At 67.1% G+C, this 23,337-nt stretch carries 20 protein-coding genes; 7 read left to right on the forward strand and 13 right to left on the reverse strand.

Going from position 1 to position 23,337, the window contains the following annotated elements:
* Positions 1-12: 12 nt before the first annotated feature.
* From GOALK_RS06410 to GOALK_RS06420, 3 genes are all read right to left on the reverse strand, one after another.
* Positions 13-678 carry a CDP-alcohol phosphatidyltransferase family protein gene (locus GOALK_RS06410; RefSeq protein WP_006357988.1) on the reverse strand — a complete coding sequence of 222 codons (666 nt, stop codon included), beginning with the start codon at positions 676-678 and terminating at the stop codon, positions 13-15.
* A gap of 52 nt (positions 679-730) precedes the next feature.
* A complete protein-coding gene (locus GOALK_RS06415) occupies positions 731-1,612 on the reverse strand; it encodes a YhjD/YihY/BrkB family envelope integrity protein (RefSeq protein WP_006357989.1) in 882 nt (293 codons plus the stop codon).
* Between the two features lie 68 nt (positions 1,613-1,680).
* Complete coding sequence (locus GOALK_RS06420; RefSeq protein WP_006357990.1) at positions 1,681-2,301, reverse strand: LysE/ArgO family amino acid transporter; 621 nt, start codon at positions 2,299-2,301, stop codon at positions 1,681-1,683.
* Positions 2,302-2,386: 85 nt separating this feature from the next.
* On the opposite strand from GOALK_RS06420, the gene GOALK_RS06425 reads away from it, so the two are divergent.
* Positions 2,387-3,295 (forward strand): LysR family transcriptional regulator ArgP, encoded by a 909-nt coding sequence (locus tag GOALK_RS06425; RefSeq protein ID WP_006357991.1) that lies wholly within the window; start codon positions 2,387-2,389, stop codon positions 3,293-3,295.
* 13 nt (positions 3,296-3,308) lie between these two features.
* Here the strand turns inward: GOALK_RS06425 and GOALK_RS06430 are convergent, their stop codons facing one another.
* The gene (locus GOALK_RS06430) at positions 3,309-4,637 is read right to left on the reverse strand and encodes an MFS transporter (protein ID WP_006357992.1); all 1,329 of its coding nucleotides are present in this window, start codon (positions 4,635-4,637) and stop codon (positions 3,309-3,311) included.
* 60 nt (positions 4,638-4,697) lie between these two features.
* Positions 4,698-5,675 carry a non-homologous end joining protein Ku gene (gene ku, locus GOALK_RS06435; RefSeq protein ID WP_442903323.1) on the reverse strand — a complete coding sequence of 326 codons (978 nt, stop codon included), beginning with the start codon at positions 5,673-5,675 and terminating at the stop codon, positions 4,698-4,700.
* Between the two features lie 117 nt (positions 5,676-5,792).
* On the opposite strand from ku, the gene GOALK_RS06440 reads away from it, so the two are divergent.
* The 4 genes from GOALK_RS06440 to GOALK_RS06455 all read left to right on the forward strand — a co-directional run bounded on the left by GOALK_RS06440 (position 5,793) and on the right by GOALK_RS06455 (position 11,436).
* Positions 5,793-8,189, forward strand: coding sequence for an ATP-dependent DNA ligase (locus tag GOALK_RS06440; protein WP_006357994.1), 2,397 nt, complete (start codon positions 5,793-5,795; stop codon positions 8,187-8,189).
* Positions 8,189-9,709, forward strand: a complete 1,521-nt coding sequence (locus GOALK_RS06445; RefSeq protein WP_006357995.1) for an MDR family MFS transporter — start codon at positions 8,189-8,191, stop codon at positions 9,707-9,709. The genes GOALK_RS06440 and GOALK_RS06445 overlap by 1 nt, the downstream gene beginning before the upstream one ends.
* A gap of 49 nt (positions 9,710-9,758) precedes the next feature.
* On the forward strand, positions 9,759-10,532 hold the full coding sequence (locus GOALK_RS06450; protein WP_006357996.1) for a dienelactone hydrolase family protein: 774 nt from the start codon (positions 9,759-9,761) through the stop codon (positions 10,530-10,532).
* Between the two features lie 166 nt (positions 10,533-10,698).
* The gene (locus tag GOALK_RS06455) at positions 10,699-11,436 is read left to right on the forward strand and encodes a metallophosphoesterase family protein (protein WP_006357997.1); all 738 of its coding nucleotides are present in this window, start codon (positions 10,699-10,701) and stop codon (positions 11,434-11,436) included.
* A 17-nt stretch (positions 11,437-11,453) separates the two neighbouring features.
* On the opposite strand, the gene GOALK_RS06460 is transcribed toward GOALK_RS06455, so the two are convergent.
* The 4 genes from GOALK_RS06460 to GOALK_RS06475 all read right to left on the reverse strand — a co-directional run bounded on the left by GOALK_RS06460 (position 11,454) and on the right by GOALK_RS06475 (position 14,126).
* Positions 11,454-12,482: a YdcF family protein gene (locus tag GOALK_RS06460; protein WP_006357998.1), complete on the reverse strand. Its 1,029-nt coding sequence runs from the start codon at positions 12,480-12,482 to the stop codon at positions 11,454-11,456.
* Between the two features lie 105 nt (positions 12,483-12,587).
* Positions 12,588-13,013 (reverse strand): DoxX family protein, encoded by a 426-nt coding sequence (locus GOALK_RS06465; RefSeq protein ID WP_006357999.1) that lies wholly within the window; start codon positions 13,011-13,013, stop codon positions 12,588-12,590.
* A gap of 93 nt (positions 13,014-13,106) precedes the next feature.
* Positions 13,107-13,523, reverse strand: a complete 417-nt coding sequence (locus GOALK_RS06470) for a nitroreductase family deazaflavin-dependent oxidoreductase (protein ID WP_006358000.1) — start codon at positions 13,521-13,523, stop codon at positions 13,107-13,109.
* A 126-nt stretch (positions 13,524-13,649) separates the two neighbouring features.
* A complete protein-coding gene (locus GOALK_RS06475; protein ID WP_006358001.1) occupies positions 13,650-14,126 on the reverse strand; it encodes an Lrp/AsnC family transcriptional regulator in 477 nt (158 codons plus the stop codon).
* A gap of 329 nt (positions 14,127-14,455) precedes the next feature.
* Between GOALK_RS06475 and GOALK_RS06480 the strand changes: the two genes are divergently transcribed.
* Entirely contained in the window at positions 14,456-16,750 is a 2,295-nt protein-coding gene (locus tag GOALK_RS06480; RefSeq protein WP_085948632.1) for a thiamine pyrophosphate-binding protein, read from the forward strand.
* Positions 16,751-16,819: 69 nt separating this feature from the next.
* Here GOALK_RS06480 and GOALK_RS06485 read toward each other — a convergent pair whose 3' ends face one another.
* The 4 genes from GOALK_RS06485 to GOALK_RS06500 form a co-directional block, all read right to left on the reverse strand.
* On the reverse strand, positions 16,820-18,352 hold the full coding sequence (locus GOALK_RS06485; protein ID WP_006358003.1) for an NAD(P)(+) transhydrogenase (Re/Si-specific) subunit beta: 1,533 nt from the start codon (positions 18,350-18,352) through the stop codon (positions 16,820-16,822).
* On the reverse strand, positions 18,349-18,654 hold the full coding sequence (locus GOALK_RS06490) for an NAD(P) transhydrogenase subunit alpha part 2 (protein ID WP_006358004.1): 306 nt from the start codon (positions 18,652-18,654) through the stop codon (positions 18,349-18,351). Before GOALK_RS06490 ends, GOALK_RS06485 begins: the two co-directional genes overlap by 4 nt.
* A complete protein-coding gene (locus GOALK_RS06495; protein ID WP_006358005.1) occupies positions 18,654-19,745 on the reverse strand; it encodes a Re/Si-specific NAD(P)(+) transhydrogenase subunit alpha in 1,092 nt (363 codons plus the stop codon). The genes GOALK_RS06490 and GOALK_RS06495 overlap by 1 nt, the downstream gene beginning before the upstream one ends.
* A gap of 332 nt (positions 19,746-20,077) precedes the next feature.
* Positions 20,078-21,640 carry a molybdopterin-dependent oxidoreductase gene (locus tag GOALK_RS06500; protein WP_006358006.1) on the reverse strand — a complete coding sequence of 521 codons (1,563 nt, stop codon included), beginning with the start codon at positions 21,638-21,640 and terminating at the stop codon, positions 20,078-20,080.
* A 169-nt stretch (positions 21,641-21,809) separates the two neighbouring features.
* Here GOALK_RS06500 and GOALK_RS06505 point away from each other — a divergent pair, with 169 nt between their 5' ends.
* Complete coding sequence (locus tag GOALK_RS06505; RefSeq protein ID WP_006358007.1) at positions 21,810-23,285, forward strand: FAD-binding protein; 1,476 nt, start codon at positions 21,810-21,812, stop codon at positions 23,283-23,285.
* The last annotated feature ends 52 nt before the right edge of the window (positions 23,286-23,337 follow it).

Below are 23,337 nucleotides of genomic sequence, written 5' to 3' on the forward strand. Positions count from 1 at the left end.
GCCGGGCCTGCATCAGGCGCGCAGCCCGCGGGTCTGCCGGAACACCGCGACGAACAACTGGAGAAGGCCGATCGTCGCCAGGGTCGCACCGATCCCGGCGATGATCGCCGCCAGCGTCCGGGCAACGCCGTCGGCGAGCCCGACCTGCCACACGACCGTGGCCACGACCATCGCGATGAAGGCGAGGATCACACGCGACGGCCGCTCCCAGACCGTGACGGTTCCGGGGCCCTTCATCCCGGCGGCCTGGGCCGTTGCCCGCGTGCCTTCGAGGAACAGGGTGAGCACGGCGATCACGACCCCCGACCACGGCGGCGCACCGGCCATCACGACGATGCCCGCCAGGAAGATGTCGGACCATCGATCGGCCATCGTGTCGAGGACCCGGCCCCATTGCGTGGCCGCGCCGGTCTGGGCGGCGATGGCGCCGTCCACCCCGTCGAGGACCGCGGCGAGAAGGATCACGACGGCCGCGACCGCGAACCAGCCGCGCCCGGCGAACGTCACCGCGAAGGCGATCGCGGTGACCGCGGCGCCGCAGACGGTGATCACGTTCGGTGTGATGCCCAGTCGCACGAGGGGTCGCGCACACGCGTTGCTGAGGAGCACCCACCGCTCGACCCAGAACGACCCGCGGGGATCGATTCCCCCGTGCAACTCCGACCATGCGTCGAGCACGGCATGCCGTTGTGTCCGGCGGGCCTGTCGGCGACCGGCCCGATGATCCGGTTCAGTCGACACGGCCGCCTCCGGCGGTCCGGCCCAGCGACTGTCCGACGGCCCAGCCGACGATCACCAGGATGTGCAGCACGTAGAGCCACAGTCCGGCCGCCACCACCCCGCCGATGACCCGGAGGCCTCCGTAGGGGATCCCGACGTCGATCGGCAGCGACAGGAACAGCAGGAACCCTTGCGAGAAGCCCGCGATGAACGACGCGGCGCCCAACGCGGTCACCGCCGAGACGAACAGAGACGGACCACCGGGCGTGACCTTCCAGTAGACCCAGGTCAGCGGGATCGTGAGAGTGAGCCAGACGACGAGGAACTCGATCACCACACGGGCCGCGAGATCCCCGAGGTCGCCGGTCCCCCCGCCGTCGGGGGCGAGCGTGGTGATCGACGATGCCACCGCGACCGCGACCGCCGTCAGCGGCGGCACGAAGACGAACAACACCAGGATCGAGAGCCGGGAGCGCCATCCGGTGAAGCGGTCCTTCTCCGGATGCATCATCAGGCAGGCACGTCGAAGTCCTTCCCCGTAGAACGACGCGGGGAAGAGCAGGACGAGCGCACCCCAGCCGGTCAGGCTGGTGCCGACCGACACCGCCTCGCCGAAGACGTCTCGGCCACCCATCTCCGGCGGAATCAGGACCGCCAGCTCACGCCAGGTCGACTCGGCTGCCGCATCCCCGCGCAGCCACGTCGTCGACCAGATCGCGAGGAGCACCCACGGGACGACGGCGATGGCGGCGTAATAGGTCAGGGTCGCCGCAGCGGCGGCGAGGTCGCCGCGGGCGAGGACCTCTTTGGTGCCGGACGCCAGCCGACGTACGGCGGACAGCACCGTGCCCGGCGCGGAACGCGCCTGCGGGGCGGCAGAACTGAGGATCACGCTGTCCGGTGTACCCGAAAAACATCTCGACTAGGCATGTCCCGGAGGAAGTGACCGACGACGCGCCGTCAGATCGAGGCGAAGAGCGCGACCGCCATCCCGATCATGATGACCGCGACGACGGCGTCGAGGATCTTCCACGCCCGCGGGCTGGCGAAGAGATGCGACAGGCGCCGAGCACCTCCCCCGAGCGCGGTGAACCACAGGATGCTGGCCACGCAGGCCCCGATTGCGAACGCCCACTTGCCGTTTCCGTGACCGTTGGCGATCGCGCCCATGGTCAGGACGGTGTCGAGGTAGACGTGCGGGTTGAGCCAGGTGAGCGCCAGCGCCGTGCTCACCGCGACCCATCGTCCGGCCGATTCCGCCTCCTCGGCGTTGGCGGCGATGGCCTCGTTGCTGCGCAGACAACGCTTGGCGGCGAGTAATCCGAGCACGAGGACATAGAGACCGCCGAGAAGCTTGGCGACGGTGATCACCTGCGGATGCGCCGCGACGATCGCGCCGAGCCCGGCCACTCCCGCGACGATGAGCACGACGTCAGAGATCGCACACACCGCCACGATGGCCCCCGTGTGCCGTCGCGCGACACCCTGCCGGAGGACGAAGACGTTCTGCGGACCGATCGCGACGATCAGGCCCGCGCCGGTGAGCAGACCGGCGATCGCGGGGAGGAGGTAACTGGACACTCGGTGAACGCTATGGAGTGCGCAGAGATCAGTACAGCGAATGTTCCTTGTGAATCATTAGCTGTTCTTCATCTAGTCTGATCGCATGGACATCAGCCAGGAGGGTCTGCGCACGCTGGCCGCGGTCCTGCGCGAAGGAACGTTCGACGCCGCGGCGTCGTCGCTGCACATCACGCCCTCGGCGGTCAGCCAGCGGATCAAGGCGCTGGAATCCGCGGTCGGCCGGGTGGTGCTGCGCCGGACCAAACCGGCGTCGGCGACTCCGGACGGCGAAGTGCTGGTCCGCCTGGCCAGGCAGTGGGAGCTGTTGCTCGCCGAGACGCGCGCCGAGTTCGTCGGCGAACCCGATGACGACGACGCCCCGGTGACCTCCCGGCCCCGTGTGCATCTGCCGATCGCGACCAACGCGGACTCGCTCGCGACCTGGCTGCTCCCGGTGCTCGCCCGGTTCCACCGTGAGCATGCGGTGGCCGTCGAGGTGTTCCGCGACGACGAGACCCGCAGCAGCGCCCTGCTGAAGTCGGGTGACGCGCTCGCCGCGGTGACGTCGGACCCGATCGCCATCCGTGGCTGTGCCCTGCAGTCCCTCGGCAGCATGCGGTATCTGCCGGTCGCGACACCGGAGTTCATCGCCACCTGGCTCTCCGACGGCCTCGACGCCGAGGCTCTGGCGAGGGCCCCGATGGTCCAGTTCGACCGCAACGACCACATCCAGCTGGACATGGTCGCGGCGCTGGCCGGACGCGCCGTCGACCCGCCGGCGGCCTACATCCCGTCCTCCACCGAGTACCACCGCGCGGTGTCGCTCGGAATCGGTTGGGGCGCAGTTCCTGTCGTCCAGATCCGAGAGCCACTCGACGACGGCCGCGTGCGCCTGATCGCCGACCACCACCTCGACGTCCCGCTCTACTGGCAGCACTGGAAGCTCAGTTCCCCTCTGCTGCAACATCTTACTGATCTGGTCGTCACCGGGGCCGCAGAGGTGCTGCGGTGACCGGGCAGGAGGGTCAGTCGTTCACCGACACCAGCGTCGGCGGCGTCTCGTCGACCAGTGGGTTCTCGATCTCGTCGCGCCACATGCGGGCCGCGAAGTAGAAGGCCCACGCGATGGGGACCGGCAGGAGGCCGGCCAAGACGAACGTCGCGGTCAGTCCGATCGCCGACGACACCGGAGCGGCGATCGCCATCGACACCGGCATCAGTGCGACCGACACGAAGAAGTCGAGGCTCGCGATCCGGCCGAGCAGTGCCGGCGGGACACGACGCTGGAGCAGCGTGCCCCACAACACCATCGGGCCGTCGAACATCACGCCCATGCCGACACCGGCCGCGACGAACATCCAGGTCGCGTCGGCGACACCCATCAGGACGAGTGGCACGCTCGAGAACGACCAGATGCCGAACATGACGGTCAGATACCGCCGCGGCATCGGCAGCGACGCGAACACCAGCGAGGTGGCGGCTGCGCCGATGCCGAAGCCGGCGAGCACCCACGCGTGCTGGGAGGCGCCACCGTCGATGCGCTCGCGCAGGGCGAAGGGCACGAGCACCTCGATCGGGCCCATCGTCGCCAGAACCAGGACGCAGGCGAAGAACAGGGTTCCCCACAGCCACGGCGTGCGGATCATGTAGACGAAGCCCTCGACGAGGTCGACGACGACACTGCCGCGTGCGCTCGTGCGTGCGACCTCCGCCTCAGAGGTCTCCGGTTCGCCGAGCCGTCGTGAGGTCACCGGGGTCATCACCAGGTAACAGCCACCCGAGGCGATGGACGCGATGGCGGCCAACACGACCGCCTGACCCGGCGCGGTGGCGCCGATGACCGCACCGGCGACCATCGGACCGACGGCCTGGAACACCACCGGACGGAAGAAGCCCTCGATGCCGTTCGCCGCCTGCAGCTCCGACGCGGAGACCACCCCGGGCAGCAACGCCGAGTACGCCGGGTAGTACATGCCCATCGTGACACCGGCGAGCAGCGACGCCATCACCACCATCCAGAGGTCGAGGACTCCGAACACCGAGGCCGCACCCACGGCACCGAAGGCCGCCATCTTGGTGACCTCGAGACCGATCATGATGTGGCGCTGCGAGATCCGGTCGGCGAGGACACCGCCGACGAGGGTCGACACGAGCATCCCGACCGCGGCCGTCCCGGCCGCCAGGGACACCTGTCCCGGTCCGCCGCTGAGGGCGATGACCTGCCAGATCACCGCGATGGTCCAGATCCCGTCACCGAACATCGCCAGGATCAGACCCGACGCCAGCAGCCGGTACTGCCGTCGCGCCAGGGGCTTCAGGGCGCGGGGCAGACGAATGTCGACGTTGGTGCTCACCCTCCGAGCTTGCCGGACGCCGCCGGTCTCAGGCCAGCGAATTTCCCGCGGAGAGCAGAGTCAGCTGGCCTTACGGGAGGCCTTCTTGGCGGGCGCCTTCTTCGCCGTGCTCTTGCTGCCCGACGATCCAGAGCTGCTCTTCGACGCCGCCTTCTTGGCCGGCGCCTTCTTCGCGGGCGCCTTCTTGGCGGCCTTCTTCGCCGGAGCCTTCGCGGCCGTGTCCTTCTTCTCCGCCTCGCCCTCGTCCTCGTCAGAGGAGGAGCCACGATCCTTCACCGAGGCACGCAGGGCGGCAAGCAGATCGGCGACCTCGGAGTCCTCCTCCTCGGGCTTCTCCTCGTCCGACTCCGGGAACGCCTCGCTGCCCTCGGCCTTCGCCTCGATCAGCTTGGACAGTTCCTCCTGGTACCGGTCCTCGAATTCGGACGGGTCGTAGTCGGAGGCCATCGACTCGATCAGCGAGGCCGCCATCTTCAGTTCCTGATCGCGGATCTCGGTGTCCTCGTCGAGGAAGCCGAAGTCGGGTTTGCGAACCTCGTCCGGCCACAACAGGGTCTGCAGCGTCATCACCCCGTCGACGACCCGCAACGCCGCCACCCGCGTGCGGTTGCGCAGGGTGAACGTCGCGATGGCGAGGCGATCGGTCTCCTCGAGGGCCTTGGCCAGCAACACGTAGGCCTTGGGCGACTTCGACGACGGCTCCAGGTAATACGGCTTGTCGAAGTAGATCGGGTCGACCTGTTCGGCCGGCACGAACTCCAGGATCGAGATCTCCGGGCTCTTCTGCACGGGCAGCGTGGCCAGGTCGTCCTTCGTCAGGATCACCGTCTCGCCCGATTCCGACTCGTAGGCGTTGGCGATGTCGGAGTAGTCGACCTCGGTGTCGGTTCCCTCGCGCACCCGGCGGTAGCGGATGCGGGTCCCGTCGGAGGAGTCGACCTGATACGACTTGCGGTCGTGACTCTCCGTCGCGGAATAGACCTTGACCGGTACGTTCACCAGACCAAAGCTGAGATCGCCCTTCCAGATCGAGCGCATGTCGAACATTGTGCCAGGCATTCGCACGACACGTCGCCAACCGGGCGCAACACGGCGGGGCCGACATCCACGCGTCGATCAACCGGTCTCGGGGCGTCGGGTGTGGACAATGGAGTGATGGCAGGCGGAGAGAACCTGGAGGTCGACGGCCGCCGGATCTCGATCACCAATCTCTCCAAGGTGCTCTATCCGGCGACCGGGACCCGGAAGTACGACGTCATCGACTACTACTCGCGCATCGCCGACGTCATGCTGCCGCATCTGCGGAACCGGATCGTCACCCGCAAACGCTGGCCCAATGGTGTCGAGTCGACGCCGTTCTTCGAGAAGGACATGCCCGACAGTGCACCCGACTGGGTTCGCCGGTACGGAATCCAGCACAGCGAGCGGGTCATCGAGTACGCACTGGCCGAGGATCGCGCCACGCTCGTGTGGCTGGCGCAGATGGCGGCGCTGGAGATCCACGTCCCGCAGTGGCAACTACCGATCGGCCCCGACGGCGAGCGCATGGCCAACCGCATCGTCTTCGATCTCGACCCCGGTCCGCGGGTCCCCCTGCACGAGACCGCGGCCGTGGCGGTGGAGATCCGGAACTGGCTGGGCGGCACCACCACCTATCCGGTGACCAGCGGCGGCAAGGGAATCCACATCTACGCCCGACTGCCCAAGCCGGTGAGCTCCGAGGCCGCACGAAAGGTGGCTCGCGAGGTGGCCAACGAGTTCGCCCGGCAGAACAGCGATTTCATCACCGCCAACATGTCCAAGAAGATCCGCGACGACAAGGTCCTCATCGATTGGAGCCAGAACAACGCCTCCAAGACCACGCTGTCTCCGTACTCGTTGCGCGGGCGCGAGCAACCGTGGGTCGCCGCGCCCCGCACCTGGGACGAGATCGAGGACCCGAAGATCGCCCAGCTGCTCTACACAGAGGTCCTCGACCGCGTCGCCGACGTCGGCGATCTCCTCGGGGGTCTCGACGCGCCGTACGACGACGATCCGGCCACCGACGCCGACAAACATGGCGCCGAGGAGCCCGACGCCGAGGACTCGCAGGCGGGTCAGATCATCAATCTGCGGGAGTACCGTCGTAAACGGGACGAGTCCAAGACACCTGAACCCTTCGGCGACGAGAACCACCGGCAGCGCCTGCGCGAATCCGACGAGGATGCCGACACCGAATCCGAAACCGGCCCGCGCGAACCGATCTTCGTCATCCAAGAACACCACGCGCGGCGCCTCCACTACGACTTCCGTCTCGAACACGACGGGGTGCTGGTCTCATGGGCCGTCCCGAAGAACCTGCCGACCGATCCGGACCAGAACCGGCTCGCGGTCCAGACCGAGGACCATCCGATGGACTACGCCGACTTCGAGGGCGACATCCCGGCCGGTGAGTACGGCGGTGGTCACGTATCGATCTGGGACAAGGGCACTTTCGAGCTGGAGAAGTGGCGGGAGAAAGAGGTCATCGTCCGCCTGCACGGCGAGAAGGTGCAGGGCCGGTACGCACTGATCCGCACCGGGGACAAGAACTGGCTCGCCCACCTGATGACCGACGAGCCGCGCCCCATCGTCCCCGACAGCCTCACCGATCCGCGACCGATGCTCGCGACCGATGATCCGATCGACAAGCTCAACGAACGGGACTGGGCGTTCGAGGGAAAGTGGGATGGTTATCGGCTCCTGGTGCGGTCGATCGGCGGCGAGTTCCGGCTCACGTCCCGGTCGGGAATCGACATGACGAAGGACTTCCCCGAATTCGCGGGCATCGCCGACGATCTCGGACTGATGGACGTCGTCCTCGACGGCGAGGCGGTGGCCATCGACTCGACCGGCCGGACGAACTTCACGCTGTTCACGTCGCGGAAGCACACCGAGGAGCAGTACACGCTCAAACTGCACCTGTTCGACATCCTCTATCTCAACGGGACGTCGTTGCTGCGGAAACCGTGGTCCGTACGACGCGAACTCCTCGAGGAACTCGCGACCGCGTTCCGCCGGTCGCCGTATGTCGATGTGCCGCCGCTGCTTCCGGCGCCCGCGAGCGCGGCGATCGAGTACAGCCGCGAACACAACCTCGAAGGTGTTGTCGCCAAACGACGCGACTCGGTGTATCAGCAGGGCCGACGCTCCACCAAGTGGCTCAAGCACAAGAACTGGAGCGACATCGAGGTGGTGGTCGGCGGTTACCGGCCCGGGCGCGGCAACCGGTCACACACCATCGGGTCGTTGTTGCTCGGACTGCCCGAGGAGACCGGACTGCGCTACGTGGGACGCGTCGGCACCGGGTTCACCGACGCGCAGTTACGGGCGCTAGCCGAAGAACTCGAGCCGCTGGAGATCTCGCGGTCACCGTTCCTCGACAAACTCGACCGGCCCATCGCGTCGAGCGCGGTCTGGGTGCTGCCCAAGATCGTCGGCGAGGTGCGCTTCATGGACTGGACCACCGCGGGCCACCTACGCCACCCGAGCTGGCGCGGCATCCGCCGGGACAAACTCCCCGGAGATCTCTGATGTCGAATCCCGCGCACCCACAGTCGAACAAACTCGACCGATCGGTGATCGTGACCGGTCTCGTGATCGTGTCGGGCATGATCATGGTGGTTCTCGACACCACCATCGTCAATGTCGCCCTGGAGTCGCTGAGCACCGAACTCGACGCCTCGCTGTCGACGACGCAGTGGGTGGTCACCGGATATCTCCTCGCGGTCGCCCTGGTCATTCCGCTCACCGGTTGGGCGATGGACCGGTTCGGACCCAAACCGACCTGGATCACCGCGGTGACGCTGTTCGTCGCGGGGTCGGCGCTCTGCGCGGCGGCGTGGTCGATCGAGACCCTCATCGTGTTCCGCATTCTGCAGGGTCTCGGCGGCGGCATGCTCCTGCCTGCTGGGCAGGCCATCATCACCCGCGCCGCCGGCCCCGACCGCCTCGGACGGGCGATGGCCATCCTCGGCGTCCCTATGCTCCTCGGCCCCGTCCTGGGACCGGTGATCGGCGGTCTGCTCGTCGAGTACACGAGCTGGCACTGGATCTTCCTGGTCAACGTGCCGGTCGGCCTGGTCGCGGTCGCACTCGCAGTGTGGAAACTGCCGTTCGGCGACACGGCGCCCGACCGTGACCGCCTCGACCTGCTCGGTCTCGCCGTACTCTCCGGCAGCCTGGTCTCCCTGCTCTACGGTCTGTCGCGGGCGAGCTCCCAGGGCGGCTTCGGCGAACCCGATGTACTCGGCTGGCTCGTCGGCGGTGCGGTGGGGCTGGGCCTCTACACGTGGCACAGCCTGCGCAAGGGAACCGACTCGATCGTCGACGTCCGGCTCCTCACCAACAGGGTGTTCGCCGCAGGCACCGTCTCGGTGTTCCTGGTCGCGATCGGACTCTTCGGCGGCATGCTGCTCCTTCCGCTCTACTACCAGACGGTTCGGGGCGAGGGAGCCCTGAACGCGGGCCTGTTGCTCGCCCCGCAGGGCCTCGGCGCGATCGTGGCGATGGTGATCGGCGGACGGATCACCGACCGCATCGGCGCCGGGTACGTGGTCCCGGTCGGCGTCGTGCTGGCGATGAGCGGCACGTACCCGTTCACCCACGTGGGCGCCGACAGTTCCTACCTGTCGCTGAGTGTCGCCCTGTTCGTCCGCGGCATGGGCCTGGGTTCGGTGATGATGCCGACGATCTCGGCCGCTTACAGCGACCTGAGCAGGGAGGTCGTGACCCGCGCCGCCCCCACGCTCTCGGCGATCCAGCAGGTCGGCGCGTCGTTGGGTAGCGCGTTGCTCGTCACGGCGCTGACTCAGCGACTGACCCACGAGCTGAACGCCCACCGGATCCCGTCCTCGGGTGGCGGCACCGATCAGATCGGTTCCGTCCCACCGGAAGCCATGCCCGTCATCGGTCCACTTCTGGCGGACGCTTTCGGCTACGCATTCTGGGTCGCCTTCGCGCTCACCGCGGTGATCTTCGTTCCCGCGATGTTCCTGCCGCGTCACCGGTCCCGGGACGCGGACGCGACCCCGGCGCCACCAGCCGGGATCTGACGGTTTCGACGAACGCCCCGAACCAGCAGCCCACCAGGAGGAGTCACGAATGACACCCGACGTACACGGAGAGACGATCACGGTCCCCGCGGCCTTCGGCGACACCGAGATGTACGTGGCCCGTCCGGCCGTGTCCGACGGCAGGCCGCTGCCCGGCGTCCTGTTCATCACCGATGTGATCGGACTCCGCCCGCGAATTCGCGCGATGGCCGACCGCATCGCGTCGTGGGGTTACGTGGTCGCGGTGCCTCACCTCTTCTATCGCTACGGGACCGCCGACGAGTGGGCCCCGGTCGACGACCTGCTGTTGCCCGAGACCCTCGGCGCGTTCTTCCGGGCGGTGATGCCCCGGGCATCGACCCTCACCTTCGACGTCGCCCGCGCCGACCTCATCGCCTACCTCGGCGCCCTCCGCTCGATGCCCGGTGTCTCCGCCGGCCCGATCGGCGTCACCGGGTACTGCATGGGCGGGCGACTGGCCCTGAACCTGGCGGCGGCGCGTCCCGCCGAGGTGGCCGCCGTCGGGATCTTCCACACCGGCAACCTGGTGACCGACGCGCCCGACAGCCCTCACCTGCACCTCGTCGACATCGACGCGTTCGTGCTGGCCATCCACGCCGACAAGGACCGCTCGCTTCCCCGCACCGCGGTCGCGCAATTCGCGCATGCGCTCATCTCGAGCGGCGTCACACATTCGGCAAGCGTCTACCCGGGTGCCGCGCACGGCTACACGATGTCCGACATCCCCGCGTACCACCACGAGGCCGCCGAGCACCACTTCGCCGAGCTCGAGGCGCTGTTCCGGCGAACCCTGACCGCCTGAGCGCCGGCCGGGGCCAGTGCGCCAGAGAACCTACCGATCGGTAGGACGACTGAGCCACACCATTGCGAGCGAAGTGTGTTTCGACTCGCGGCGCCCCCGTGGTGCGCGTACACGCGGTTCCTGGGACTAGCCTCATGGGAGTCAGTGACCGTGACAGGAGCTCTTCGTGTTCGTTGTCGCCCACATCAGCGACCTTCATTTCAACGGGACGCAGTTCAATCGCAGCCGCATCCAGTCGACGCTGAGTTACATCAACGCGCGCGCGGCCGGCATCGACGTCCTGCTGGTCACCGGTGACCTCGCCGACGAGGGGGCGCCGAGCGAATACCGAGAGGCCTACGGCGTTCTCGAGAGTCCACTGCCGATGCTCATCACCGCCGGCAACCACGATGTCCGCGAACCGTTCAGCGCCACCCTGCTCGGCGCCGAGACCTCCGGACCCATCAACCACTCCCGCCGCGTCGGCGACGTGTTGTTCCTGATGTGCGACAGCTCCATACCCGGACGAAACGACGGATACATCGACGACCAGACGCTCGCCTGGATGTCGGCCCGCCTCGAGGCCGAGGACCCGCAGACGCCCGTCTTCGTCGCCTTCCATCACCCGCCGGTCGAACTGCACATGCCGTTCATGGATTCGATCCGGCAGACCGGCGAGGAGCGACTGATCCCGCTCGTCGAACGCCACCCGAACATCGTCGCGTTCCTGTGCGGACATGCCCACACCCCCGCGGTGACCCGATTCGCCGACCGCCCGCTGTGCGTCGCGCCGGGCGTCGCATCGACGCTCAACCTGCCGTTCGAGGGCACCGAGATCGTCAACCGCGGACAGCCGCCCGGGATCGCCTTTCACATCTACGACAAGGGACGCCTCGTCACCCACTACCGTTCGGTGGTGTTCTGACCGAACTCCCGTTCGGTCTAACCCTCGGTACCCGAACCGATGGCCGACGATCCGGCATCGAGCAGCTGCTTCAGGACCTGGCCGCCGAGATCGGTGAGCAGACCCGGCCCGGGATCGGGCAGATTCTGCGGGAGCGCACCGGGCTGATGGGTGGCGGGGATTCGAGCGGCACGCGTGGCCTCGAGCCGGATTCCCCGCGTCTGATCCTTGGTCAGCGGCGTCAGGTACTTGCTGAGATCGGTGGCAGTGGTGAGGGTTCCGACCACTCGCAGCCCGGTCGCACCGAAGTCCGCCGCCCCGCGACGGATGTGGTTGGGCGAGGTGACCAGGATGATGTCGCGAATACCCTTCGCACGCAGGATCTCCGAGGTGTTCTGCGCATTGGCCACGGTCGAACCCGACTTGTCCTCGGTCAGGATGCGGCCGGTGTCGACGCCGTTCTCGACCAGCCAGGTCTTCATCGCGGCGGCCTCGGTGATGCCGTTCTTGGGGGCCCCGCCGGTGACGACGATCGGTGCGGCGGTGGTGATCTCGGATTGTGCTTTACCCGCCGACACCCGATTCACCAACTCCGGGGCCATCTTTCCGTTCGCGTTCAACCCGAAGCCGAGGACGACGATCGCGACCCGACCCGACACGGGTTTGGGCGTGGTGTCGGGCACGATCTGCGCAGCGGTGGCGACTCCCGAGATCACGTTGCGGGCCGTGGTGGCGAGGAGCGGGTTCAGCACCCGCAGACGGCTGAGCGCGGCATTGCTGACCGACGCCTGCTCCATCTGATCGGCCCAGATCGCCTGTAATGCAAGCGCATCGGTATCCGCGGGAGCCAGGGTCAACGCCTTCTGCAACGCCGCCAGGCCGCCGGCGACGTCTCCGTTCGCGAACTTCGACTGGGCCTCGTTGTACAGTCCGGCCGGGTCGACGGCGTCCGCCACTGTCACGACGCCCGCCCCGTCGGCGGGGAGAGATCCGACGGCCACACCGCCGAGCGCGGCGACCGCGATGGTCGCGGCAGCCGCCAGCCGGATACGCTTAACTCTGGTCACACCAGTCACTCGCGTAACAGTACGAGACCACCGCAACGGCCCCGCACCCGTCCGATTCCAGATCGGTAACGGGCACGAGGCCGTCGCGACGCCTTCTCGTGCTGGTCAGCGGCGCAAGCCGGCAACCTTCAACAGTTCCGGACGACGCAGGACCAGGCCGATCCACATCAGGACGCCGAGGTAGACCGCGAACAGAACCGTGCTGAACAGCGGCTCCTCGATCCTCAAGTTCGCGGTGACCGCGCCGCCCAGGTAGGCGGTGATGCCGAGCGCGCCGAGCACCGCGGTACGCGGAATCGCGTACACGACAAGGCAGACGAGCAACACCACACCCATGACGATGGCCTGATCGGGGTCGAAGCCGAGCTTCTCGGTGCCGTCGATCACCGCCTGCGGGCGAGCCAGCTTCCCGACGACGTCGAAGGCGAGGAATGCGCCGACGATGACGCTGATGACGATTCCCACGATGCGGTGCCAGTTGCGGCTGGCGGTGGTCTCGGACGAGTTCCGTGTGGTGATGTCGGTGGCCATGATGTTCTCCCTGGTGGTCGAGCGGTGTGGTGGTCGTGCAGGGATAGACACAGCTCGTCGGAAAAACTCATCGACCGTCGTAACTCGCCCGGGTCAGGCGGACACCAGCTTCACCAGCGGGTACTCGCGGGTCGCCTTCTTCTGATACTTCGCGTACCTGGGTTGCGCACTGACGACGGCATCCCACGCGGCCTCTCGTTCCGGACCGGTCAACACCACCGGCGTGACCGGGACCGGTTGTCCGCCATGCCGTTCCACGGTTACGGAGTCGGGGTGGGCCGCGAGGTTCGCGTACCAGTCCGGATTGCCTTTTCCGCCAACGGAAGCCACGACCAGCCAGCCGTTGTCATGCGCGAACCAGCTGAGCGGCGTCTCTCGCTGCCGACCCGACTTGCGGCCCTTGGTGCGCAGGATGACCATGTCCATGCCCCACATCGTCCCGCTCTTGTTGCGAATCCGTTTGACGGTGCGCTCGTTCACCTTCCGCTGATACCACTGCCAGATCGACATGATCCTCCTTAGATTCGCTCCCCATACGGTCGTCCTCGACGCTATCCGGCACGACCCGGAGGAGCTTCTCGATTCCTGCTCGATGTACGCGCTGCTGACCCGCTCGGCAGGATCGACGCCAGGCGCCTACTCCGCGAGAGCGTCGAGGAGCGGTCGAACCCGGAAGTCCACCATCTCCCTCATCACGAGGGCGGTCGTCGTGCGCTTGACACCCTTGATGTCCAGGATGTCCCCGGCGATGCGATACAGGTCATCCGCATCCTTGGCGGCGACGTGGACCAGGAGGTCGGCAACTCCGGTGAGGCCGTGGACCTGCAGCACCTCCGGTATCGCCTCGAGCGCTGCACCGACCTGATCAAGCTTGCGCTGGGTGACATTGGTGAGCACGTAGGCCTGCAGTGGATATCCGAGGACAGCCGGATCGACGCGGCGTTCGAAGGACCGCAAGGCGCCGGCCGCATCAAGCTTGCTCAGCCTGGCTTGAACGGTGTTGCGGGACAGCCCGGTCCGTTCGGCGACCGCCATCACCGTCGCTCGCGGGTCGTCGGCGAGAGCCGTCAGGATCTTGGCGTCGATCCGGTCGGCCCGATGTTCGCTTGGCACGATGCCAACCTCCGTTCCACACACACCCATCAGGGTTGTGCATATTGCCCAGTCTCGACGTCAAGTATTGCGCAAAGAGAATGGTGTTGTTGGACTGTGTGCACCCCTTCTCGTAGAACCGGCCAGCTTCGACGGAACACGATCCCGTCGGCGACCCGGTTTTCGCCCCGTCGGCCGCGATCGATCCGTCGCCGCCGAGGGGGCGCCATTCAACATTCACATCCGCACGCCGTGCCGCGGTTCGCGTGGATGGTGTTCGAAAGTGAGTTCCCGTGCCCCAGTCCGCGTTCCTCGAGACCGTCACCGCTCCGCCGGCATCGGACGGCGCGGTGACGGCCGAGCTTGCCGCGCTTGAGTCGATCCAGCAACGTGTGCTCTGGTTGTCGACCTCGATGATCCACCACGCCAACCGGGTTCGGCCGAACCCCACCGGGCTGAAGGTCGGCGGCCACCAGGCGTCGTGCGCATCGATGGTCTCGATCATGACCTCGCTGTGGTTCGAGCACTTGCGTCCCGGCGATCGCGTGTCGGTGAAACCGCATGCGTCGCCGGTGCTCCACGGCATCAACTATCTGCTGGGCACGCTGGACGAGAAGTACCTGACCACGCTTCGCGAGTTCGGCGGTCTGCAGTCATATCCCAGCCGTTCCAAGGATCCGGACACCGTCGACTACTCCACCGGTTCGGTCGGCATCGGCGCGACCGCCCCGATCTGGGGCGCGATGGCACGACGCTACGTCGACACCCACGTCGGAGACACCGGCCGCGGCCGGCAGTACTCGCTCGTCGGAGATGCCGAACTCGACGAGGGCGCCGTCTGGGAGGCCATCCTCGATCCGGGGATCGCCGATCTCGGCGAGGTGGTGTGGATCGTCGACCTGAACCGCCAGTCACTGGACCGCGTCGTACCGAACATCGCCGCCCGTCGCCTGGAGAAGATGTTCGAGGCGGCCGGCTGGCAGGTCATCCCCGTACGGTTCGGTCAGCTGCTCGAATCGCTCTTCGCCCGCCCCGGTGGCGACGCACTGCGGACCCGCATCCTGCAGATGCCGAACCCGGAGTACCAGCGACTTCTTCGCTGCACCGCGGACGAGGTCCGGGACCGCCTGCCCGGCACCGGTTCCGAGAGTCGGCAGATATCCGATCTCATTGCCACGCTGGACGACTCGACACTCCTGGCGGCTGTTCGCAACCTCGGCGGACACGATCTGCAGGCACTGTCGCAGGCGTATCGACAAATCGACGACACCCGCCCTACGGTGATCATCGCCTACACCATCAAGGGTTACGGATTGCCCACCCAGGGCCACCCACAGAATCATTCGGCGTTGCTGACCGTCGAGGAGTACCGACAGCTGGCGGCCACCCTCCGGATGGACCCGGACCAGCCGTGGGGTCGCTTCGCCGAGGACGACCCGGCGGGCCGACTGTGTGCCGCTGCGGCACAACGGCTGCAACGGGATCCGGTCCCGCCGCTGCCCGATGTCGACATCCCGTCCGACTTCGGACGCACCCCGAAGGGCACCAGCACCACCCAGGCCGCGCTCGGCCGGTCGCTGCTCGACCTGACCCGCCAGTCGCCGGATGCGGCGAAAAGAGTCGTCACCGTCAGCCCGGATGTCAGCTCGACCACCAATCTCGGTGGCTGGGTGAACAAGGTCGGCGTCTGGTCGCCCACCGAGCGGCACAACTGGTTCGCCGACGACCCCGAGACGATCATGCACTGGAACGAGCGGCCCACCGGGCAGCACATGGAACTCGGTATCGCCGAGACCAATCTGGTGGGTCTGATCGGCGAACTCGGTGCCACGTGGAGCCGCTGGGGACAGCCGTTGCTGCCGATCGGCGTGCTCTACGACCCCTTCGTCGAACGCGCCCTGGAACCCTGGTCGTACGGCATCTACGCCGGCGGCCAGTCGATCCTGGTCGGCACCCCCTCCGGGGTGACGCTGGCGGCCGAGGGCGGCGCCCACCAGTCGATCAAGACGCCATCGATCGGCCTCGAGCAACCGGGTTGTGTCAGTTACGAACCGGCGTTCGGGATCGACGTCGAGTGGACCCTGCTGGCCTCTCTGTCCCGGCTCGGCCGCCCCGACGGCACCTCGGCGTATCTGCGTCTCTCGACCCGTCCGGTCGATCAGTCCCTCGCCGCGGTACCGGCCGACCCCGCTGCGCGTGAGCGTCGACGCCGCCAGGTCGTCGCCGGCGGTTATCCCCTCCGGCGGGGTGGGGACGCACAGGTGACGATCGTGGCGATGGGGGCCCTGGTCCCCGAAGCCCTCAGCGCCGCAGATCGCTTGCAGCAGTCGGGGATCAACGCCGACGTCCTCTGCATCACCAGCCCCGGCCTTCTCTTCGAGGCCTGGCAGGCGCGGCAGGGGCGGGGTACCGGTGAGAGCTGGATCCTCGATCAGCTCTTCCCGGGCGACCGTGCCACCCCGATGGTCACGGTCCTCGACGGACACCCGCACACCCTGGCCTTCCTGGCCGGCATCAACCGGGTGCGCAGCACCAATCTCGGCGTCTCCAGGTTCGGTCAGGTCGGCTCTCTCGACGACGTCTACCGGCATCACGGCATCGACACCGACAGCATCGTCTCCGCCGCCCTCGACATCCTGCCCTGATCAGGCAACAGACCCCCGGGTCCCGCATTCGCGGAATCACCGGGGGTCTGTCGTCGAAACCGTAAGCGACTACAGCGCTTTGAGTTCCTCGATGACGCTGTCGACGCTCTTCTTGGCGTCGCCGAACAGCATCGAGGTGCCGTCGGCGAAGAACAGCGGGTTCTCGATGCCGGCATAACCCGAACTCATCGACCGCTTCAGCACGATCACCGAGCGTGCCTCGTCGACGTTGAGGATCGGCATGCCGTGAATCGGACTGGACGGATCGTTACGGGCCGCCGGGTTGGTGACGTCGTTGGCGCCGATCACGATCGCGACATCGGTACGGCCGAACTCGCCGTTGATGTCGTCCATCTCCTTCATCGCGTCGTACTCGACGTCGGCCTCGGCCAGCAGCACGTTCATGTGCCCCGGCATACGACCGGCCACCGGGTGGATGGCGTACTTGACCTCCACGCCCTTGGCCTCGAGCAGGCTGGCCATCTCCTTGACCGCATGCTGTGCCTGGGCCACGGCCAGACCGTAACCGGGCACCACGATCACCTGATTGGCGTACGCCATCTGGATCGCGGCGTCGGCAGCGGAGGTGGCCTTGACCGTGCCGCCCTCGGCGCCGGGACCACCGGCGACCGCGGCGTCGCCGCCACCGAACGAGCCGAACACGATCGCCGGGATCGACCGGTTCATCGCCTTGGCCATCAGGTTGGTCAGGATCGAACCGGACGCACCGACGATCATGCCGGCCACGATCAGCGCGGTGTTGTCCAGCGCGATACCCGCCGCCGCAGCCGACAGACCGGTCATCGCGTTGAGCAACGAGATGACCACCGGCATGTCCGCACCGCCGATGGGGAACACCACGAACAGACCCATCACACCGGCGGCGAGCAGCAGCCCGACCATCCACCACACACTCGCCCCGCCACCGTCGGTGGCCTGGACGCCGAGGTAGATCGCCAGACCCAACGCAACCAGCAGCAGCACGATGTTGGCGGCCTGGAACAACTTCGCGTTCGCCACGAAGGTCTTCTCCAGACCCTTCGGCATGATCTCCTGCAACTTCGCGAACGCCACCAGCGATCCCCAGAACGAGATCGAACCGATGATCGCCGCGATGAGCGAGCCCACCACCAGCGGCGAGGCCGGTTCGGTGTTGTGGAACACCGAGAACCCGGAGGTCTCGATGAACTCCGCCCACGCGATCAGCGCGACCGTGCCACCACCGACACCGTTGAACAGTGCCACCAGCTGCGGCATCGCCGTCATCTTGGTCTTCAGCGCCGGCGGGATACCCAGCACCACACCGAGAACCAGACCGATCGCGATCAGGACCCAGTTGATCGTCGGCACACCGACGGTCGAATGTCCGTCCTCGCCGACCGCGCCCGCGTTGTAGATGTAGAGCAGCGTCGCCGCCACCGCCAGACCCATACCGGTCGCGGCGATCCAGTTGCCGCGCACCGCGGTCTTGGGGCCGGTCAGGCCCATCAGGCCGTAGATGAACAACGAGAAGGACACGATGTAGAGCGCCATGACCAGGTAGGACAGGCCCTCGCTCGGGGTGTGCGCGCCTGCGGCGAGCACCAATTGCGAGCCGATCACTTGGCGGCCTCCTTCTTACCCTTGAACATGCCCAGCATCCGGTCCGTGACCGCGAAGCCACCGATCACGTTGAGCGTGCCGAACACCAGCGCGACGAATGCGATGATGCGCACACCCCACCCGGCATCGGCAGGGAGCTTGCCCAGCACCACCAGCGCACCGAGCACGACGATGCCGTGAATGGCGTTCGTACCCGACATCAACGGGGTGTGGAGGGTGTTGGGAACCTTCGAGATGACCGCGAAACCGACGAACCCGGCCAACACCAGGATCGCCAGATTCGCCAGAAGTCCGGAATACATCAGGCCTTCACCTCCTGGGGTGTTTCACGCGTGACGCACGAAGCAGCGAGCACCTCGTCGTCGAAGTTCGGTGTGATCGCACCGTTGTCGTCGAGCATCAGCTCGATGAGGGCGAGGAGGTTCTTCGAGTACAGCTCGCTGGCATGCTCGGGCATGGTCGCCGGCAGATTCGGCGGCGCGGTGATCGTCACGTCATGTTTGACGACTGTCTCACCGGGTTCGGTGAGCTCACAGTTGCCGCCGGTCTCACCGGCCAGATCCACCACGACGCTGCCCGGCTTCATACCCTCGACCGCGGCTGCGGTCACCAGGCGCGGGGCCGGACGACCCGGGACCAGCGCGGTGGTGATCACCACGTCGAAGCCCTTGATCGCGTCCTCGAGCGCCTGCTGCTGCTGCGCGCGTTCTTCCTCGGTCAGCTCGCGGGCATAACCGCCCTCGCCGGCGGCGTCGATACCGAGATCGAGCCACTGCGCACCGACCGACCGCACCTGCTCGGCCACCTCGGGGCGCACGTCGTAGCCGGTGGTCCGCCCACCGAGACGCTTGGCCGTGGCCAACGCCTGCAGACCGGCCACACCCACACCGAGCACCAGCACCGTCGCCGGCTTCACCGTGCCCGCCGCAGTGGTCAGCATCGGGAAGAACCGCGTCGACAGATCCGCCGCCACGATCACCGACTTGTAACCGGCGACGTTGGCCTGCGAACTCAACGCATCCATCACCTGCGCACGGGAGATACGCGGGATCGCCTCCACCGCGTACGCCTCCACACCCGCCGCACGCAGGGCGCCGATCTTGTTGTCGGCATTGCGCGGCGCCAGGAAACCGATCAGCTTCTGCCCACTGCGCAGCTTGCCGATCTCGGCATCCGACGGCGGCGACACCCGCAGCACCACATCAGCCGAATACGGATCACCGATCGTGGCCCCGGCCTCGGTGTACGCCTCGTCGGGAATCAGGGCGCCGAGACCGGCCCCCGACTCCACCACGACGGGCACACCCTTGCCCACCAGCGAGGCGGCCACCTTCGGGACAAGCGCCACGCGGCGCTCCCCCGGGGCCGTCTCGCGCACGACACCCACTGTCATAACTCTCACCCTGTCTGGTGGCGACGCTGAGTCAGCGCCGCCTTGTTTTCGGCGCCGTCGTCGGCGCACATGCGTACAACGCCGTGACCTGCGTGCAAATCGTGCAGCTCCGCCATGTGTCGGCGGTGCGGACGACCTGACGCAGGTCACGAAGTGCTCGGGCTCTGACAGCGATGACTGTCACCCGGCTCACATATAGAGGTTGGAGAAACATAACACGGGCTCTCAGCGCAATCTCAGGAGAGTCGGATACCTCACTCAACCCTTGACAACGCCATTTCTCATAATCTTTATCTGACCAGCGTCCGGCCCCGAAATCGCTGGTGAGACGATCAGGCGATGGTGTATCTACGCTCGTCCAGACCGGTCGCGCCATCGGGCGCGGGGGACTGATACCGCTCGACCTGTGGGCGCCCCTGTTTGTCGATCGCACGGCACGTGACCGTGTGGTCGCCTTTGTCCGCTTGCCACACGAACTTCCACTGACGCCAGGTGTCGACGCTGTACTCGGTCGCCAGTTCCGCGAGCTGCCACGGCCCGTCGTCGATCCGGACCTCGACGCGCTCGACGCCGATGTGCTGCGCCCACGCCGTTCCGGCGATGACGACCTCACCCGCAGGATGTGAGGTACCCCGGGCCGGGCGGTCGATCCGTGAGGCCAGCTTGATGGGTCCGAGCGCGGACCATCCGCGATCGGTCCAGTACGCCCTGGCCTCGGAGAACCTGGTGATCTCCCAGTCGACCACCCACTTGGTCGCCGACACGTACCCGTACAGACCGGGAACCACCTGACGGACCGGATACCCGTGTTCGATGGGTAGCGGCCCGCCGTTCATACCGACCGCCAGCAGGGCGTCGCGACCATCGGTGATGTCCGAAATCGGTGTGCCACAGGTCCATCCGTCGACACTGGTGGAGAGCAGCATGTCCGCTCCGGGCCGCACTCCGGCGAGATCGAGGACCATCTGCATCGGCACGCCGAGCCATCGCGCGTTGCCGATCAGGTCTCCCCCGACGTCGTTGGACACGCACGCGAGTGTCACGAGCCGTTCGGTCATCGGCATCGCCAGCAGGTCGTCCCAGGCGAGCGTCACCTCCCTGTCGACTTCGCCGTGTATCCGCAGTCGCCATTCGACGGTGGTGAGCGTCGGCACCTGGAGCGCGGTGTCGATGCGGTAGAAGTCGTCGTTGCCGGTGATGAAAGACGTTGCGCCGGAGAGGTCGATCTCGGTACCCGGCGGGATCGGCGGTGCCGGGTCGACGGGCTTCGGCAGCAGGATCCGCGCACGGTCGGCCAGCGTGCTCGCGGTGTCGGCGAGCATGCGACGGCCGATGACGCCGATCGCGACGGCCGCCACGGCAACGCCACCCGCCGCGAGGACGAACCGGCGCGAGATCGGTTGGTGGACGCGATCTTCCGCATCACCATCCTCGACCGGCGGCGGCTCGTCGTCGAGCTGTGCCAGCAGCAGCCTCAGTACGACGATGCCCACGACCCCGGCGAGGACCGACGGCAGCGCATACGTCCACGTAGCGCCCGGCCGGTTCACCGCCGCCAGCACTCCGACGGCAGCGAAGACCGCGATGATCGCGGAACCGAGCGGTGGACGCCGCCGCTCGAGGTACCCGCAGGCGCCGGCGATCACGGCGATGATGATGCCCATCCCGACGAAGAGGGCGACCTTGTCGGCGATGCCGAAGGTCTGGATGGCCCATTCCCGGACCGCCTCGGGCGAGTGGTCGACCACCGACGAGCCGACCGCGAAGTACGGGGACGCGTCCGGCGACACCGGGACCGCGGCGATCTCCCCGGCCGCCAGTCCGGCACCCACCGCGACGATCCCCGCCAGCCACGGGGCCGCGGTGTGCGCACGAGGGGTCGACGAGAAGGTCACACTTCTTGATACCGGAGTTCGGGCACGTGGCGGCGGGTCGCGGCCGAAGGCCCGCCGTTCATCCGACGATCAATCGGCTGACCTGCTGATTCGGTGCGAACACTAAGGTGTCCCGATGAATGGACGCCAAGACTAGAACAGGTTCTAGTTAGTCCGCTAATCTGGCCGCATGGCTACCAGTACCGAGATCCCGGAGACCGTCGCCCTCGAATCGGTGACCGAATTCTCCGACGAGGTCGACGTCGTCGTGATCGGATTCGGCATCGCGGGCGGATGCGCCGCGGCAGAGGCCGCCGCGAACGGGGCGCGCGTCCTGCTCATCGAACGTGCCGCCGCGGCCGGCGGCACCACCTCACTGTCGGGAGGCTTCTTCTATCTCGGTGGCGGCACCGCCGTCCAGAAGGCGACGGGTCAGGACGACTCGCCCGAGGAGATGGAGAAGTACCTGACCGCGGTGTCCATCGACCCCGAGGCCGACAAGATCCACGCGTACTGCGTCGACAGCGTCGACCACTTCAACTGGCTCGAGGGGCTGGGCTTCACCTTCGAGCGCAGCTTCTACCCGGAGAAAGCCGTCATCCAACCGGGCACCGAAGGCCTGATGTACACCGGCAACGAGAAGGTCTGGCCGTTCAAGGACCAGGCCGTCCCCGCCCCGCGCGGTCACAAGGTGCCGGTTCCCGGCGAGACCGGTGGCGCCTCGCTGGTCATCGATTTGCTGGTCAAGCGTCTCGGCGAGCTCGGCGTCGAAGTACGGTATGAAACCGGCGCCCGGCAGCTCGTCGTCGACTCCGACGGAACGGTCGCCGGAGTGACCTGGAAGAGGCCCGGCGAGGAGGGCGTCATCCGCGCCACCTCGGTGATCATCGCCGCCGGCGGCTTCGTGATGAACCCCGAGATGGTCGCCGAGCACACGCCGCACCTCGCCGAGAAGCCGTTCGTCCTGGGCAACACCTACGACGACGGCCTCGGACTCCGCATGGGCCGCTCGGTCGGCGCCGAACTGAAGTACATGGACAAGGCGTTCATCACCGCCCCGATCTACCCGCCGGCCAGCATGGTCATGGGCGTCATCGTCAACAAGTTCGGCGAGCGATTCGTCACCGAGGACTCGTACCACGCCCGCACCTCGGGATTCATTCTGGAACAACCGGATTCGACGGCATACCTCATCGTCGACGAATCGCACATGAATCAGGAGCACAATTACCTGATCAAGTTCATCGACGGTTACGAATCCATCGCGGAGATGGAAGCCGCACTCGGCATCCCCGAGGGCAATCTGCAGCAAACGATGGCGCGGTACAACGAGAACGCCGCGAAGAAGGAGGATCCCGACTTCCACAAGGCGGCCGAGTTCCTCGAACCCCAGGACAAGGGCCCCTGGGCCGTCTACGACCTCTCACTGGGTAAGGCGGTGTACGCCGGTTTCACCATGGGCGGCATGGCGACCTCGCTCGACGGCGAGGTGCTCGACGAGTCGGGGTCGGTCATCAAGGGCCTGTACGCCGCGGGCGCGAGCGCCACCAACATCGCGCAAGACTGCAAGGGGTATTGCAGCGGAACTCAATTGGGCGAGGGATCGTACTTCGGTCGCCGCGCCGGTCGTCACGCCGCGGCGAAGGTGACCTCGCGTGTGAGCTGAAGTACCCACTCACTGAAGACCGCCCCTGAGAGACACCCTGTGGAGCGGGGCC

The sequence above is a fragment of the Gordonia alkanivorans NBRC 16433 genome (assembly GCF_000225505.1).
GTDB classification, from domain to species: domain Bacteria; phylum Actinomycetota; class Actinomycetes; order Mycobacteriales; family Mycobacteriaceae; genus Gordonia; species Gordonia alkanivorans.

What these genes read in the sequence shown, in the direction of transcription:
- GOALK_RS06425 (WP_006357991.1), top strand. Translation starts at nt 2,387, where the DNA reads ATGGACATCAGCCAGGAGGGTCTGCGCACGCTGGCCGCGGTCCTGCGC.
- ku (WP_442903323.1), bottom strand. Translation starts at nt 5,675, where the DNA reads ATGCGCTCGATCTGGAAGGGCGATCTCAGCTTTGGTCTGGTGAACGTA.
- GOALK_RS06440 (WP_006357994.1), top strand. Translation starts at nt 5,793, where the DNA reads ATGGCAGGCGGAGAGAACCTGGAGGTCGACGGCCGCCGGATCTCGATC.
- GOALK_RS06445 (WP_006357995.1), top strand. Translation starts at nt 8,189, where the DNA reads ATGTCGAATCCCGCGCACCCACAGTCGAACAAACTCGACCGATCGGTG.
- GOALK_RS06450 (WP_006357996.1), top strand. Translation starts at nt 9,759, where the DNA reads ATGACACCCGACGTACACGGAGAGACGATCACGGTCCCCGCGGCCTTC.
- GOALK_RS06465 (WP_006357999.1), bottom strand. Translation starts at nt 13,013, where the DNA reads ATGGCCACCGACATCACCACACGGAACTCGTCCGAGACCACCGCCAGC.
- GOALK_RS06470 (WP_006358000.1), bottom strand. Translation starts at nt 13,523, where the DNA reads ATGTCGATCTGGCAGTGGTATCAGCGGAAGGTGAACGAGCGCACCGTC.
- GOALK_RS06490 (WP_006358004.1), bottom strand. Translation starts at nt 18,654, where the DNA reads ATGTATTCCGGACTTCTGGCGAATCTGGCGATCCTGGTGTTGGCCGGG.
- GOALK_RS06495 (WP_006358005.1), bottom strand. Translation starts at nt 19,745, where the DNA reads ATGACAGTGGGTGTCGTGCGCGAGACGGCCCCGGGGGAGCGCCGCGTG.
- GOALK_RS06505 (WP_006358007.1), top strand. Translation starts at nt 21,810, where the DNA reads ATGGCTACCAGTACCGAGATCCCGGAGACCGTCGCCCTCGAATCGGTG.